The sequence below is a fragment of the Bradyrhizobium sp. SZCCT0148 genome (genome assembly GCF_018129985.1).
Classification (GTDB): Bacteria; Pseudomonadota; Alphaproteobacteria; order Rhizobiales; family Xanthobacteraceae; genus Bradyrhizobium; species Bradyrhizobium japonicum_H.
Window position 1 is genome coordinate 1 of record NZ_JAFCKT010000032.1, and the last position, 14,148, is coordinate 14,148.

Annotated in this window: 19 protein-coding genes and 4 pseudogenes; 14 read left to right on the forward strand and 9 right to left on the reverse strand. The window is 61.6% G+C overall.

The features are described from left to right. Positions 1-81: 81 nt before the first annotated feature. Positions 82-573 (reverse strand): annotated as a pseudogene (locus JQ580_RS33340) (transposase); the annotation flags it as partial. A 2,288-nt stretch (positions 574-2,861) separates the two neighbouring features. Between JQ580_RS33340 and JQ580_RS34405 the strand changes: the two are divergent. Then, positions 2,862-2,978 (forward strand): annotated as a pseudogene (locus JQ580_RS34405) (PEPxxWA-CTERM sorting domain-containing protein); the annotation flags it as partial. A gap of 510 nt (positions 2,979-3,488) precedes the next feature. Here the strand turns inward: JQ580_RS34405 and JQ580_RS34410 are convergent. Then, positions 3,489-3,611, reverse strand: a pseudogene (locus JQ580_RS34410) (PEPxxWA-CTERM sorting domain-containing protein); the annotation flags it as partial. Between the two features lie 986 nt (positions 3,612-4,597). On the opposite strand from JQ580_RS34410, the gene JQ580_RS33355 reads away from it, so the two are divergent. The 3 genes and pseudogenes from JQ580_RS33355 to JQ580_RS33365 all read left to right on the forward strand — a co-directional run. Continuing rightward, positions 4,598-5,122 carry an ATP-dependent DNA ligase gene (locus JQ580_RS33355; protein WP_311982634.1) on the forward strand — a complete coding sequence of 175 codons (525 nt, stop codon included), beginning with the start codon at positions 4,598-4,600 and terminating at the stop codon, positions 5,120-5,122. Positions 5,123-5,657: 535 nt separating this feature from the next. Beyond that, on the forward strand, positions 5,658-5,852 hold the full coding sequence (locus JQ580_RS33360) for a hypothetical protein (protein ID WP_212285559.1): 195 nt from the start codon (positions 5,658-5,660) through the stop codon (positions 5,850-5,852). Between the two features lie 358 nt (positions 5,853-6,210). After that, positions 6,211-6,747 (forward strand): annotated as a pseudogene (locus JQ580_RS33365) (COG4705 family protein); the annotation flags it as partial. Here the strand turns inward: JQ580_RS33365 and JQ580_RS34435 are convergent. After that, positions 6,679-6,822 carry a hypothetical protein gene (locus tag JQ580_RS34435; RefSeq protein ID WP_479683942.1) on the reverse strand — a complete coding sequence of 48 codons (144 nt, stop codon included), beginning with the start codon at positions 6,820-6,822 and terminating at the stop codon, positions 6,679-6,681. The pseudogene JQ580_RS33365 and the gene JQ580_RS34435 sit on opposite strands and share 69 nt — an antisense overlap. 189 nt (positions 6,823-7,011) lie before the next feature. Here JQ580_RS34435 and JQ580_RS33370 point away from each other — a divergent pair, with 189 nt between their 5' ends. Further along, the gene (locus JQ580_RS33370) at positions 7,012-7,242 is read left to right on the forward strand and encodes a hypothetical protein (protein ID WP_212285589.1); all 231 of its coding nucleotides are present in this window, start codon (positions 7,012-7,014) and stop codon (positions 7,240-7,242) included. A 1,132-nt stretch (positions 7,243-8,374) separates the two neighbouring features. Here JQ580_RS33370 and JQ580_RS33375 read toward each other — a convergent pair. From JQ580_RS33375 to JQ580_RS33395, 5 genes are read right to left on the reverse strand one after another with little or no spacing between them, the layout of a single operon-like run. Next, on the reverse strand, positions 8,375-8,692 hold the full coding sequence (locus JQ580_RS33375) for a hypothetical protein (RefSeq protein WP_212285561.1): 318 nt from the start codon (positions 8,690-8,692) through the stop codon (positions 8,375-8,377). Further along, positions 8,692-9,084 carry a hypothetical protein gene (locus tag JQ580_RS33380; protein ID WP_212285563.1) on the reverse strand — a complete coding sequence of 131 codons (393 nt, stop codon included), beginning with the start codon at positions 9,082-9,084 and terminating at the stop codon, positions 8,692-8,694. The genes JQ580_RS33375 and JQ580_RS33380 overlap by 1 nt, the downstream gene beginning before the upstream one ends. Then, positions 9,081-9,386: a hypothetical protein gene (locus JQ580_RS33385; RefSeq protein WP_212285565.1), complete on the reverse strand. Its 306-nt coding sequence runs from the start codon at positions 9,384-9,386 to the stop codon at positions 9,081-9,083. The genes JQ580_RS33380 and JQ580_RS33385 overlap by 4 nt, the downstream gene beginning before the upstream one ends. Further along, positions 9,386-9,706 (reverse strand): hypothetical protein, encoded by a 321-nt coding sequence (locus JQ580_RS33390; RefSeq protein WP_212285567.1) that lies wholly within the window; start codon positions 9,704-9,706, stop codon positions 9,386-9,388. The genes JQ580_RS33385 and JQ580_RS33390 overlap by 1 nt, the downstream gene beginning before the upstream one ends. Next, on the reverse strand, positions 9,693-9,977 hold the full coding sequence (locus JQ580_RS33395) for a hypothetical protein (RefSeq protein ID WP_212285569.1): 285 nt from the start codon (positions 9,975-9,977) through the stop codon (positions 9,693-9,695). The genes JQ580_RS33390 and JQ580_RS33395 overlap by 14 nt, the downstream gene beginning before the upstream one ends. A 143-nt stretch (positions 9,978-10,120) precedes the next feature. Here JQ580_RS33395 and JQ580_RS33400 point away from each other — a divergent pair, with 143 nt between their 5' ends. Beyond that, positions 10,121-10,627 (forward strand): hypothetical protein, encoded by a 507-nt coding sequence (locus tag JQ580_RS33400; RefSeq protein WP_212285570.1) that lies wholly within the window; start codon positions 10,121-10,123, stop codon positions 10,625-10,627. On the opposite strand, the gene JQ580_RS33405 is transcribed toward JQ580_RS33400, so the two are convergent. Next, a complete protein-coding gene (locus JQ580_RS33405) occupies positions 10,602-10,889 on the reverse strand; it encodes a hypothetical protein (RefSeq protein ID WP_212285572.1) in 288 nt (95 codons plus the stop codon). The genes JQ580_RS33400 and JQ580_RS33405 overlap by 26 nt on opposite strands. 150 nt (positions 10,890-11,039) lie before the next feature. On the opposite strand from JQ580_RS33405, the gene JQ580_RS34190 reads away from it, so the two are divergent. The 8 genes from JQ580_RS34190 (at position 11,040) to JQ580_RS33440 (ending at position 14,009) form a co-directional block, all read left to right on the forward strand. After that, on the forward strand, positions 11,040-11,165 hold the full coding sequence (locus JQ580_RS34190; protein WP_283814022.1) for a hypothetical protein: 126 nt from the start codon (positions 11,040-11,042) through the stop codon (positions 11,163-11,165). Then, positions 11,144-11,413: a hypothetical protein gene (locus JQ580_RS33410; RefSeq protein WP_212285574.1), complete on the forward strand. Its 270-nt coding sequence runs from the start codon at positions 11,144-11,146 to the stop codon at positions 11,411-11,413. The genes JQ580_RS34190 and JQ580_RS33410 overlap by 22 nt, the downstream gene beginning before the upstream one ends. A 159-nt stretch (positions 11,414-11,572) precedes the next feature. Beyond that, positions 11,573-12,157 carry a metallophosphoesterase gene (locus JQ580_RS33415; protein WP_212285576.1) on the forward strand — a complete coding sequence of 195 codons (585 nt, stop codon included), beginning with the start codon at positions 11,573-11,575 and terminating at the stop codon, positions 12,155-12,157. Next, a complete protein-coding gene (locus JQ580_RS33420) occupies positions 12,154-12,465 on the forward strand; it encodes a hypothetical protein (RefSeq protein WP_212285578.1) in 312 nt (103 codons plus the stop codon). The genes JQ580_RS33415 and JQ580_RS33420 overlap by 4 nt, the downstream gene beginning before the upstream one ends. A 2-nt stretch (positions 12,466-12,467) precedes the next feature. After that, positions 12,468-12,677, forward strand: coding sequence for a hypothetical protein (locus JQ580_RS33425; protein WP_212285579.1), 210 nt, complete (start codon positions 12,468-12,470; stop codon positions 12,675-12,677). Next, positions 12,674-13,009 (forward strand): hypothetical protein, encoded by a 336-nt coding sequence (locus JQ580_RS33430; protein ID WP_212285581.1) that lies wholly within the window; start codon positions 12,674-12,676, stop codon positions 13,007-13,009. The genes JQ580_RS33425 and JQ580_RS33430 overlap by 4 nt, the downstream gene beginning before the upstream one ends. Next, complete coding sequence (locus JQ580_RS33435) at positions 13,006-13,296, forward strand: hypothetical protein (protein ID WP_212285583.1); 291 nt, start codon at positions 13,006-13,008, stop codon at positions 13,294-13,296. The genes JQ580_RS33430 and JQ580_RS33435 overlap by 4 nt, the downstream gene beginning before the upstream one ends. After that, positions 13,296-14,009: a hypothetical protein gene (locus tag JQ580_RS33440; protein ID WP_212285585.1), complete on the forward strand. Its 714-nt coding sequence runs from the start codon at positions 13,296-13,298 to the stop codon at positions 14,007-14,009. Before JQ580_RS33435 ends, JQ580_RS33440 begins: the two co-directional genes overlap by 1 nt. The last annotated feature ends 139 nt before the right edge of the window (positions 14,010-14,148 follow it).

The following is a 14,148-nucleotide window of genomic DNA, read 5'->3' on the forward strand; positions in this document are numbered from 1 at the left end:
ACCTCCACCCGACCGATCATAGAACTCATTGTGCCCGCGCGCATGCGTCAATCAGGCGGTCCTCGTCGTATGCGTACGCCCCTTGTCGCCTTCGATCCCCTTCTGCCGATTGGCATCGGCCTTGATCAGGCTCGCGTCAACGGCAAATCCTTCACCGCCGACCAGTCGCTCCTCGATGCAGCGGCGCAACACGCTCTCGAATACGCGACGGAAGAGGTCGCTCTGCCGGAAGCGGCCATGCCTGTTCTTGGAGAATGTCGAGTGATCCGGCACCGCGCCATCCAGACCGAGCCGGCAGAACCACCGATAGGCCAAATTGAGGTGAACCTCATCGCACAGGCGCCGCTCCGATCGAATGCCGAAGCAGTAGCCGATCAGCAGCATCCGGATCATCAACTCGGGATCGATCGAAGGTCGACCGATACTGCTGTAGAAGGGTGCCAGGTCCTGCCTGACCTGTTCAAGGTCGACAAATCTATCGATCGACCGGAGCAAGTGGTCGGCGGGAATATGCCTATCGAGCGAGAACTCATAGAACAACGCAGCCTGTTCGACTTGCCGATGTCCCATCATGATCTTCCGTCCTGCCAATTAGACAGACTGAATCACTGATCCCTCTGCGTCGCAACAGCCGCCTTTTTCAACAGAATCGGCCCTTCTCGGAAGTCCGACAACGTCCGCTTTCGCGCCGCTGTTGGGGACAAGCGGACATCAGGTGCGCCTAATTCTAGCGGCAGGTTTTATGAGTACGCACCCTAGGATAGTGCAGCCAGGAGACGCGCGAAAGTTTCCTCGAACGGACTTACCAAGCGGCAAACCACCTCTGCCTCGGGCTCGGTGGTGACCGGGAGGAGGAACACGACGGACGCGAGCCTGATGAAGCCGACAACGCACCCCGCATCGGCTTTGATCCGTGCACGATCGTTGCCGAGGACGACTTGGCGCGCTCGCCCGGTCTGCTTCTCCGCGACGTGGAGTCTCCGGGGCTGAGCGCCGCACTTGCATCGCCGTTTGTCCGCTACCAGCGGCGGCGAAATCGGAATACCCTTAACGGCGTGACGATACCCTGATGCTACTGATCGGAGCGCTATGGGCAGCTCGGCGGCTCACGTGGGCCCGAAAACAGGGCTGAGCGGAATCGCGGCCCAAGTCATTGACCTGATCCGCTTTGGTCTGAAAATGGCCAAAACGGTTCGCTCTCAAAATGGTGGCCCGCCGTCGCGCTGGCGGGTCGCGTTATGCAAAGCAGGCGATGATTGCGAGAACCACGTCAGCTCCTAAGTCACCAGAATACATCGTGAAGAGAAAGCCGGCACCGAGGGCGACTGCAATTGCTTTAAGTGTAATCATCTCAAACTTCCCCGTTAGTCAGACGAGCATAGGCCCAGCTCGTTTCAGGACTGTTTCGAGCGCTAAGCGGATGGTTTCGTTCACCAGGGCGTTATTTGTATCGCTACGGAAACCGGCGAAGGCCGCAGCGGAGGTTTTTTCGCTGCGGCCCGCGCCTGTCAAAAAATCCGGGTGAAAAGTTCTAAGTGAGATATTAGGCCAGCCCCGGTGATCAGAAGCCTATCCGGGAAAAAACGGCAGATCATTCACATAGATTAGTGAGGGAGGCCCGCCGGGGCTGGCGGGCTGGCGGGCCTCGACCTCTGAGCAGAGCCGCGTATATCCCCACGGCCCCGTCCCAAAAGCAACACTGACAGATTCTCGCTAACGACAGTCTAAGATCGAGGCAAGATTGGCCTGCGGTGTGCTTAGGTCTGGTGCCGCGCCGATCGTGCGGAACGTCGCGGCGTCGGTCGCAGGAGATGCTTCGTGGCGCTCCTGCGACCTTCACTGCATGCTACGGCGCCCTGATCCGCAATTTGGACTAGCCGCCTCGCTTGTTTTTGTGGCCTGAAATGGTTTTTGCACAAATTGCATATGCGGTACGGGGCAACCTCTGCTATGCTGTCCATATGGACAATGACCTTTGGTCCAAAGTGTTGGTTATCACCGCCGGTGCGGTACCGGCCGTCCTGTGCGCTTTAGCCATTTTTAGGTAATAAGGCCGCTTGACGCTTGCCTGTTTTAACCCGAGTGGCCTATTTCGGCCCTAATTCCCCCAGGGATCCTGCAGGCCTCAGGCCGCGCCATGGTGGAAGCGCCCAACCTCGCGGCGCAACGTTTGGTAGGGCATCCCAGAAAATACCGCATTGAAACAATGGCGTGACCGTTGAATTACCAACGTGATTTCAGTTACTTCGTTGTGAGTTTTTAATAAAGCAATTAGAATAACACCAGATTGACACTTTATTAAATTCGGATATTGTCTCCGACGTAATTTACCTTACCTTTCGTAACTGGAGTATTTAAAAATGAAGTTCGCATCAGTATTTGGCGCTGCAGCGCTGGCAATTGGTTTCGCAGCGGCTCCGGCCGATGCAGCAGTTCTTTTCAGCGGTTCGACGTCAGGCTGCTTCGGCACGGGCTGCAACACCTTCACGACAGTCGCTAAGGACAATCCGAACCTGACGTTTACGGGTTCGACGTTCAGCAACTCCACCGACACCACTTTGTTTGTTGGGCTTGGCACGTTTTCGCTGGCCAACGGCAATCATACTTACACCGGCGACGACTTCACGCTGAAGATCACCTTCACCGATCCGGCGGGTGTCGCGCCAAGCGCGATCTTTACCGCTGACATCACTGGCAAGGTAGAACCGGCTAAGGGAGGCCAAACCGGCTTCGCTTCGGTCGATTTCGACAACAGCGTGCATCAGTTCAGCTGGGCTGGTGGCACGTTTACCGTTAAAGTCGACGATGTCAGCAACTTCGCTTTGAACAATTCGAACACTGTTTTCGGCACCATCGAGCTGACCTCTGTTTCGGCCGTGCCGGAGCCGGGAACTTGGGCGATGATGCTGCTGGGCTTCTCCGGTGTTGGCTTCGTTGCCTACCGCCGGCGGTCCTCCACCGCATTTCGTTTGGTCTGATCGACCTCCATCGATTTCCGGAAGGCCGCCCGTTAAAGGCGGCCTTTCATTAATACGATCAAATTTTTTTGTGACGCGTGGGGCGATCATTGAAAGCAGAGTCGGACACTTCAGAACTCGGCGAATTATGGGCTCAGTACGAACAGATCCGCGCGAAGCTGACTTCAGCACTTGCGGGCCAGCTCCGGATCATCGACCGTCGGCTTTCGATACTCCGCGAAGAAGCTGAAGGTGAGGCAGACAGGCCTTTGCGCCTTGACGTTCCGCGGCGACGTAAAACGCCCTATTCGGCCCCGAGCCTATAGGGGCGTGTTTATCACCGAACCTCTTGTTGCTTTCAGTGTTCAGGCCTCGCCTCGCATCTCGCGCGAATTTTTCGATCGCCGGTCAGTTGTGCGAACACGCGTCCGCTAGTGCGACTGACTCGACCTTGTTGCTTTCGGAAGCGCAGCAATCGACTGTAGACCGCTAGGCGACTGCGACCTAGTTGCTGTCCGATGGCGCTTGCGGTTACGCAACACTAAGAGCGTTTGATTGTTTGCGCCGACGATAGGTCATGAAGCCGACACCGAAGAAGCCCATAATCATCATGGCCCAAGTTGAGGGCTCTGGGACGGCAGCAACTGCGGGGGCGACAACATCCACCGAGAATGAATTGCCGCTACCGTCGATAAGGAATGCAAGGGGGTCTTGAAATAAAGCGGACGACGAAAAAATCTGGAGGTTAGCTGTATGCTGACCTGCAGTGACCGCGGTGGCGAAATCGAAAGTCAATTTATCTCCGTCCGAGGATCGGCTTGCGCTGGTGGCCGAAACGCCATTAGCACCTGAACCACCGCATCCGGACAAGCCGCATATTTTTACGGACGTGCTATAGTTGCCATAGCCCGTGAGAATAAAAGAAGAAAGGGTCCCGGTTGTAAGGTGTATTTCGTAGTCGAAATACAGACCTGGGTGTAATGCAGATGGCGCGTCAGCGTACTTTAAAACCCTATCCCGTAAGGTGCCTGACAGCAGTCCTTCGTCGAATGAAAAGGATTGGGTTTTGTCGTAAAGCACAGTCCGCCCTCCGACATCGTCACCAGTGCTGCCTCCATTGGGGAGCGGGCTGACAGTATGACCAGGCGCCAAGCTTACGGGATCGACGAGGACAGCCGCGTTTGCCGAGACAGCGCTGGCCATGGTGAATGCAAATGCGAGTGCCAAATAATATTTCATATAACTGTCCCCCGATTAAACACGTTCCGCTTCACTAAATTTCCAACACCCCTATTGGGCTTAAAAAAGCTCGATGATTAAACTAGCGTCAATATCGTCTTCGCGGCGCGACATTTTGTCAAGCCACAATGGTGCAAAAAGTCTAGGCGCAACTTGCGCGAGGGCTTGCGCGTTTCGCCGTTCGGCGCATACCGCTTGCTAATTTCAGGGCCGAATGCCCGGGACCGATGCATCTTGTGATATCGAAATGCACTACCTGTCGGCAGCGAAATCGGGTGAGTAGGACCGCGCCAGCCAATCAACCTCAATTAGCGGTTGTCGTGGTCCTAATCGCGCCAAGAGAACGTATCACCCGCTGAAGCAGTTGCGCCTGGCTGCGAGTCCCGGTTCGCGAACGCAACATTAAAGATGACGGCTATCGCTTGCGCCTCGAGCGCAACGGCAACGATGTGCGTCTGATCACGAAGAACGGTCACAACTGGACTGATCGCTTTCCTTGGATCGTTGAGTCCGCCTTGAAGAATCGCGAACAGCATTTGGTAATGGATGGAGAGGCCGTGGTCTTGGGCGTCGACGGCGCTTCGGATTTCAACGCCCTGCACTCCCGAAAGAACGACCATGAGGTGCAGCTCTACGCCTTTGACGCGCTGGCTGTCGGCGGCGAGGATCTGCGGTTGCTCTCGCTCGAAATGCGCAAGACCAACCTCGCAAGGCTGCTCCGCGGGCGCCCTGGGCATCTTCATCGCCCGTTCGAGAGTGGCGAAATCGGGCCAGATCTCTTCCGCGCCGCCTGCCGGATGGGCTTGGAAGGGATCGTTTCAAAACGGCGGGATCGCCGCTACATCGCCGGTCGATCGCGCGAATGGGTCAAGATTAAAAACCGATCTGACCCGGCTTTCACAAGGGTGATGGACGCGCACCAATGACCGAGCACGCGCTCACCTTGCGGCCTACCATCATAGGCGGCGAGACCGCTGAGGGAGACTTTCGGTTTTCCGCGAGGGCCGGTTTATAGGCCAAATCAGGAGGACCGAGGACCAAATTCACGCATCCGTCGTGTGGAATTGGGGCATCACCGTTCCCCTCCCCTCCGGCGCATGGACACACGGATCTGCGGATAGTCTGGAAGCCGCACAGAAGGCGCGTTCAGGGCCGCTTGGGTGAAGTTCTACGCTAGCCTCAGCCCCGAGCAGATCGCGCGCTGGCATCACACACAGGACGCGCGCAGCCTTCAGCAGCCCTGAGGGAGCGGCTGAGCTCCGCGGCTCGCTTAACCTTGAGCGGTGAGGTTAACCAGAACATTCGCTTGATGCAGGCGCTGCCCACGGCATGATCGCGATACCGGACGGGGCTGGTCTTCTCCCCAAGTCGCCATCCCAAAGACCGCAATTTCAATCGTCCGGTACGGGCCGCCAGCATACCCCCAGGCCCTGGCGGCCCACCCTCTTGGGAGCAACGCCATTGCCCTACGAAAATCTCTCCGACCATTTCCTCATTCAGATGTACGAAAACATCCGCGATGAAGCGCGGGCCGACGCCACGTCGGGCATTCGCTTGCTTGGTGCACCCGCGCGAGCGAGAGCAGAAGAGCTCCGACAAGAACTCGAGCGCCGCGGACTGTTCTGCACACCCATCGAATGGCCGTCGGAGGTTTGACAGGGCGTCGGCCGCCAGGGGCGGCCCGGCTCACGACCATCTCAGGCACGAAGCCTGGATGCTAGCATCGAAGCTTCCGGATGTGCCGCGGTTGGATCGAGCAACGTGACACGCCGGCGGCCTAGAATTCCGAATTACGCGGGCTGGCCTCACTGTCCGAGTTCAGTGGTCCCCTGAGGGAGTGCATTGGACCGCTTCTGCCTCAATAGCGGACCTTCAGGAGACGCCCTGGCACGGACAGCTTTTGACCCAAAGCGGTCGTAACACATCGTCGTGATGTTGCTTCCGAAATGCGTCAGTTTGGATGCTTGCCGCGTTCTATTTTTCACGGCAGCCGCGTCGGAGGGCGCAACGAGCAATGTTCCGCGACGATAGTGTTTCCAGCAAAGTACCTGCCGTCACGCTTGGGTTCTCAAAATCTTGCCACGACCTTGGGAGAAACGGGCGGCGATGCAGTCACCATGAGCTGGCTACATGCCGATCAGAATGCTCACAACGGGAGGTATCTGATCGGGACCGCTATCTTTCTGGCCATTTTTGTTGCGGCAATCATCGCTCAGATATCGACGACGAAGTTCAACCCGTGGGTTTACTGGCTGGCCATTGTGGCATCTACGACTGTCGGCACCGCGATGGCGGATTTTTCCGATCGCTCACTTGGCATCGGCTATGTGGGAGGCTCATCCATCCTGCTGGCCTGCGTCCTTTGCTCCCTTGTTGCTTGGTACTTCACTCTGGGTACGGTGGACGTCGATTCAGTAACGTCTCCCAAGGCTGAACTATTCTATTGGATTACGATCACGTTTTCCCAAACCTTAGGCACTGTCTAGGTGACTGGATCGCGGACACCGGCCTGGGGTATGATGGTGGCGCTCTGCTGTTTGGTGCCGGGCTTGGCGGCGTGCTGATCGCGATCCGCAACCCGATGACGATCGTCCGCGAGCACGACTACGACGGTTTCGACATCCAACTGATCGACGCCTGGATCGAGAACGACGCCATTTCCCGCGGCATGCCAAGAGGGCCGGCCTGGCCGACCTCGAAGCGAAGGTCGTCGCCGCCATCACCCAGATCGAGGCTGCGCGGAATCGGGACGCCGACAGCGCAAGCGCGACGCCGGCGGCGTAGATCCCGCCGGCGACCAATTCGGAGCAGGGGCATGGACGTCAGGGCCTCGGATCACGCCGTCATCAGATACCTGGAGCGGGTCGAGGGGCTCGACCTCGACATCATCCGCGCCGAGATACTTTCCATCGCCGGCGCAGCCGCAGCGGTCGGCGCCAAGGTCATCCGGAAGGACGGCAACTCATACGTCATCGAGAAGGGCGTCATCGTCACGGTGATCCCCGACGACTGCCAGCGCCTGCCACGGCGGCGTCAGTCGAGGTAGCCATGGAAGCGCTCGCCGCGATGCTGAGATTCCTGGCCAGGCGGCTGATCACGTTGGCATGTTGGCGGCCTTCCTCATCTATGTGCTGTAGGTGCTGGTCTCCGCCCGCCGCGAGATCCCGCGCATCATCGAGCGTCAGGCCGACGGGATCGCCAAGGGCCTTCGGGGCCTCGATCGTCCGTAACTCTTGCCATCATTGCCTCGATCTGAAGGAGCCGCCGCTCGTGCGTCGGCTGCCATCGGCTCGCGCCTCTGGGGCGTCGTCCTCAGAGAACGCGCTTTAGCTTCCCACTCATGACACTGGACGGGTCAAACAGGGTTCCAGTTGCGAACCTATCGCACACTGTATTGAACCTCCAGTACACTGCGATCCGGCGCGCAAGCGACAGCGTCACGTGTGACAGCGTCACGTGTAATGCCGATTTCGGCGACGTCCCCCGTTACTACCCGAGAAATGTAACGCTCAGTTCTAGGAAGAGTTGGCGGCGAGCCAAGCGCGACCGGCGGAGGTGATGCTCCAGAGACAATCGTACCGGCGCGTCGGATCTGAAGGGCCCACGCCGTCGCGGGCGATGAAGGCGAGCTCGCGGAGCCGGTCTACGGGCCGCGCGGTGAGCTTATTCGGCTCTCTACCTGGGATCTGCAGCGTCCACGACGACCAGCGCTGGCCGCGCTCGCGTAGCACGGCGCCGTACCGCATGGCGACCAGGAGGTCTCGGGGCCCCGGCGTCAGCCTGGCCGTCGGCGGGCCGGGCTCGTAGACAGGCTCCGGCGGGCGGGATGTCAGGTCCGGGAGCTTGTCCCCGGTCAGGAGCTCCCAGTGGGCGAGCGGGTGGTGGGCGTCGACGCCGGCCGGAAGCGGCTTCCAGTGCGTCACGGAGAGACCGGCCCATGATCGGCACGTCCTTCTCGGTGGGCGTCCACCAAAGCGAGCTTTCGTACTTTCCGCCGCGGGCGATCAGGCAGCTGTAGCGATGCGCCCCGTTGATCGCGGCCGCGTAGAGGTATCGCCTGTCGTAGACGTATTCCGACAGCGGCAACCAGTCGTCGTCGAGCAGCAGGCGAGCGAGGAGCGAGTTGCGCGCGTCCTGCTCGATGCGCGCCTTCTGATCGTCGCTCTCGAAGAAAAGCCTCACGCCGAGACCCCGGCGTCGAGGCGCTCGAACGCCGCCCGCGCGTCGGCCCGGATCTTCGAATTCATGACACCGAAATCGCCGGGGCCGAAGATCATGCCGCCCACCACGACGTAGCGCACGCCGTCGTCGTCGACCACCCAGGCGCGGGAGGAGCCGATCTCTCCGGCGGGCTCGACGTACGGCCACCCGTCGTCGAGCATCATGCCGGCCCTTTTGCGCATCGCGACGATGGCCCCGCGCAGGCCGCGGTCGGCCAGCATCTCGGCCGTCGCCGTCGGGGACATCCTGGGATCGAACATCTGCAGCTGCTGCATCACGCGGCCTCCGCGTCGAGCTCGGCCTTGAGACGGGCATAGTGGACGCGGTAGCGCTCGTAGTCGTCGGCGTGGAGCGCCTCCTCGTCGAGCCTGCGCTGCTCGGCGTGGCGTACGCTCTGCGCGGCGATCACGTCGCACCGGACCTGCGCCGCGGCCGCGTGCTCGGCGGCGATCTCCGCCTGCCGGGCGACCAGCGCACGGTTCATGCACTCCAGCGCGTGGTCGATCTCGGCGGGGGTGATGTCGACGCGGTCGTAGAGATCGCGCAGATAGCAGCGCTGGATCCCGAGCGCCTCGGCGGCGGCACGGCGCCAGCTGCGGCCGGCGACGGTTCTGAACGTGCGCTCGATCATCTGCCAGTGCGGCGTGTTGGGGCGGCGTTCCATCATTGCAACTCCGGAAGCTTGATTTCATCGCACATCTGCTGACGCCCACGGCGGCCGCCGGCGCGCCACGCGACGATGGCGGCCTCGACGATGCGCGGGTCGTCACCCAGGCCGCAGGGGCGGACGATGACGGACATCCTGCTCTTGGCCTCCACGACGATCTGGAAGCCGCGTCCCGTCGTCCGATCGAGCGTGGTCTGCACGTCGTATCTGTCGCCGCACCAGTCGACGACGGTGCGCACCGTCTCGAAGGTCGGCGGCGGCTTCGTCGCTTCGGGGAAGTCGATCACGTTGCTGTTCGACATCACGCGCACCTCAGCAGATTCTGGAACTCAGCGCTGGACTTGCACATGCCGCAGATGCGGTGGCCGTAGTTCACGGACAGGAATGTGCGGCCGCAGGCGCGCATGCACTTGCGCATCTTCGCCTGCGGTCCGGCGCTGCTCGCCAGAGACAGGCGCGAGGCCTGGGACTGGATCGCTCCGACGCGGCGGCCGAGGATGCCGGCGATCTGCTCGATCGGCGGGCGCGGCGACATCATGTAGAGCTCGGTGAGGCGCTCGTGGTCGGCGTCCGTCCACGGCGCGCTGTCGTTGATGTGGGGGCTGCGGTCAGGCGCGAGCATCGGCGCCTCCGTTGCTGGCCATGATCATGCGGCGGCGGATGTCGGTGATCCGGATGCTGCGCTCCGAGCACGCGTCGCGCTCGGCGTCCATGAGTTCGATGAGCTCGCCGTCAAGGTCGCGATCGGTGCGCGTGCCGCCGAGCCAGAGGTGGAGCGTCGAGCGGCTGACCTTGAGGCCCTCCGCCAGGCGCTTGCGCCAGTGCGTGCCGTAGAGCGCACGCCCCACGAGTTCGAGCCGGCCGGCGAGGTCTTTGGGGATCTTGAGGGCCAATTTCCAATCCTTGTCCTGATGTCGCGTGGCGTACGTATTATGTACGATGGCCGGCCCATGTCAAGCGGACCCGAATCCTTGGCCTGTTTGTGTCTTGCGGGTCGGCGTGAAATTCTCCGTACGAAACCGGAGGACCACCGACAATGCGTGCCATCATTTCTGCCATCATCTCCGCCTGCAAAACGGCGTTCGGCATCGGCGCAGCGCTGCTTTCATGGCCGCTGCGAATGCTCTTCGGCTTCAATGGAAGAGGTCGCAGCGAGCCGCTTCCCGAGGTGGCGCCGGCGCTCGACGAGGTCCCGGACGCTCCTGTGGACAACACCGCTCTCTACCAGCGCGTCGCGATCGCGCTGCAGACCTGGGCGGCTGAATCCATCCTCGCCGACCAGCTGCAGCCGACGCCGACGACATGGCCGCGGTCGGTGCGCTCGTGGACGCAGGGCCTCGACCGAGACGAACTTTTTGCCATCATTGATGCGCCGGAATACGCTGTAATTGCCCACGTTTCAGAGACGTTCGCGATGCCAGGGGTGCGCAAGCTGCAGCCGCTGCGGGCGCACACGTGGAAGCGGCAGGAGCCCATGGACCCCTGCCGCCTCGCGTCCACTGGCTTCGCGGCTGCTTCTATCGCGGCAGCTTGCGAACGGTAGCGACGGTCGCGTCGCGCTTGGCGCGGTCGCGGTCGATGCAGAGGTGCTCGATCTCGCGGCCGAGCGTGATCTGGTCGCGAGCGCGCATCAGTTCGCTGTAGCGGAGGAGCTCGCGCAACTGCTCCGCTTCCAGGCGCGACCAGTCCGCTTCGAGCGCCGCGCGGTAGTTCGCGATGCTGGCTGCAACCGCGCCGGCGATGGCGCCGCCCCCGATGAGGGCGCCGGTGGTGAGGGGAGCGATGGGGGCGGAGAAGCGGGACATGTGGTGGTCTCCTGTGGCTGGGTCGAACACGATGCGTACGACTGCTGATGTGCGACGTGTTGACGATAGCACGAAACCCGTTTACATTCCCGCCATCGAGTCCTTGCAATTTTACGGATCGCGCGGATTTCGAATCCAACGGAGGCATCAATGACCGAACACGGACAGGCCGACGTGCAGCAGCCGAACAAGGTGACGGCGCTGCCGCTCGCCGAGTTCAGCCTCGCGCCGTTCGCGGAGGCCTCCACGACAGCATGTTCGACCAGCCGATCATGACGGCGGCTAAGGTGAAGGATCGCATCGCCGGCCTGCTCCTCGACATCGAGGCGCTGAAGGTCGTCGAGGGCGACAGCACGTGGCTGACGGCGTCGACGCAGCTCGCCGGAGAGATCCTCTTCTATGTAGATGAGCACGCCGCTGCGGCCGCAGCAGCCGACGCGGCCCTGAAGCCGAGATCGAGGCCGGACGCTGATGTCGGCGCTCACGGACAGGCAGGTGATCGCGACGTACCTGGAGTCTGGTAGCGTCGCCTAGGCGTGCCGCCGGCTCGGCTGCAGCAACACCCGCGTCAAGGGAGCGCTGGCGCGGCTTCTGGTCCAGTCCTACCGCGCCGAGGTCGAGCATGAATTCAACGAGAGGAAGGCCGCCCTGCTGGTCGAGCTCTCGAGACTGGAGATCGTTCGATGAGCACGTTCCTCTACGCCGACCCTCATTTCTTCCACGCCAGCCCCGACACGCCGGATGGCATCATCCGCATGTGCTCCGCTACGCGACCTTACGCCAACGGCCGAGAGCTTAACGAGTCGCAGGCGGCGGCATGGCGCTCAGTTGTGAAGCCCTCAGACGTCGTCATAGTGGTTGGTGACTTCGCGCATCGTGCCGATCCGGTGGCGTTGCGCAAGCTTTTCGATTCCCTTCCCGGCACCAAGCACTTGGTCAAGGGCAATCATGATGGGCCCGAGACCCTGGCGCTCGGTTGGAAGAGCATCCACGACATCATGTACGTGTCCATCGATGGGCAGCGCTGCTGCCTGTGTCACTACCCCATGCTGAGCTGGAACGGTAGCCGCAGCGGCAAGGTCATCCAGCTGTACGGCCACCACCACGGCCGCATCCCCGGTAACCAGCAGAGCGCGGATATCGGCGTCGACGTGATGGGGCCGGCGCCGGTCAGGCTCAATCAGATCAAGGCGTACATGGCCACGCTCCCGCCGCGCGTGGATCCCGAGGCGGGCGACGATCTCGATGTCGATGGAGTTACGCCATGAGCCGTCGTGTCGTTCCCATCCGCAGGGACATCAACGTCATGACGCCTCCGAAGGAGCCGCCGGCGCCGGGGTTCAACCCCGGGATCGAGGGCTTGATCCTGCTGGCGAGCATGCTGCTGGCGTTGACCGGTCTCGTGTCGTTGCTGGTCAAGGGCTTCCGCTGGTTCGAGCCCATCGCCAAGGAATCGCCGATGATCGTGTCTGGCGCCGCCATCTTGCTCGGCCTCGCGGGCGCGTGGTTCGCCGGCATGATCGCGAAGAGAAAGGCGATCGTCGCCACCGACGCGGACGGTAGGGTGCAGCCCTGAGGGTGAACGTCTTCGCAACCCCCAACATCCGCCCCGGCCGCGTCTTCGTCGTCGAGGACGGCGAGCTCGCGGTCGATGACGGCCCGCTCGACAAGCTGGTCCGCACCGACGGCGACGATAGCGATGTCGAGGTGTACCTGCACCCGATCGACGCGCCCGCGTTCTGCGCGCGCTGGATGGAATGCGGTTTGGAAAACGGGAGGCTGAATTGAAGATCAACGTTTCGTTCGAAGTTCCGGATGCGGTGGAGCCCGTGATCACAGCTATCGCGAAGCTCGCCGGGCTGACCCCGGACGCCATCGGACAGCGACTTGTCGAGCTTATCGTCTCCGGAAACGTCGACGCCGATGAGGCGGTTTCGCTTCCGTTCATGATGCAGACCTTTCCCGAGCTGGCGGAGAAGTTCGCCGAGATGGGGATGGATGCGTCAAAGCCCGAAGAGTTCTTCATGGGGCTGCAGTCGGCGATGGTGTTCATGTCCGTCGCTGACCGCATCGTGGAGCCCTGCGAAGAATGTGGCGTCGACAAGGGGAGGCTGAATTGAGCGAGTTCAAGATGACGCGCTGCGAGTTGTTTTTCAGGCCGGAGGGCTCCAAGGAGTCCGTCAGCCTGGGTGAGTGCGACCCCAAGGACGTGCTGATGACGACGACGTTCGACTTCGGCGGCAAGGCGATCTCGCAGAGCTTCCGGCGTGGCGACCCCGTGTCCATGAAGATGGCGACGAACGAGCTCGCCGCCATGGTGATCGGCCGGAGCGATCCGATGCGGGTTACCAGCCATGGCGTCGACGAGTTCGGCCGCTTCTACCTGAAGGCGGAGCAGGCCGACTGATGTCCTCCTACTTCTCCCGCTCCCGCCGCCGCTCCGCCGTCCGCCTCAAGGCCGGCTCGCCGGAGCTCGCGCGTCTGCTCGGGTTCGCGGCGAAGGTAAAGAACCCGATCAAGACCGAGGAGCACGACGCCCAGGTGGCGCTGTTCCGCGACCACATCCTGCCGCGCAAGGCCGCCGGCGCCGTCATCTTCGCGATCGGCAACGGCGGCAAGCGGCATCCGGCTGTCGATCGACGAATGGGTGGCGAGTCACATGGAGATCAGCCCGGAGCCGGTGGAGTTGCAGCCATACCAGCGCGCGTTCCTTTCACAGCTGTCGACGGTGTCATCGAAAGACGACCTACGCCGCCACCTCACCGACGCGCTGGCCGTCCTGCTGCGCGAGCCGAGCCTCACGATCGATGCCGCCACGCTGAAGATGCTCGCGAGGCGCAAGGCGAAGACGCCGGTCGTGCGGGACGAGAAGGGAAGATGGAGGAAGGCGTGAACGCGAACAATATGACGCGCGAGCAGGCTCTCGACCTTTGGCATGGCTACACGCACGCGTACTGGATCCCGCCGAAGCCGGTGAGCATCTCTGACGCCTTGGTAGCGCGTGCCGTTCTGATCAATGAGGACGGCGAGTGGTTCCAGCAGGATGACGCCGACCTCATGAAGGAGGCGGCGGAACGCATCGAGCAGATCGAGAATGCAGCGAAGGCTGCTACTGGATGACGTGCTCCGACGACACCCCGGAGAGGATCTGCGGTGCCCGCTCATGATCGCGCTAGGTTCTGTACCCAAACCCCTTGCGGGTGATGAGGCGGAGTGATTCAAGGCTTCCCAAAGGGAGGCTTTGATGGCTCGCTTCGAC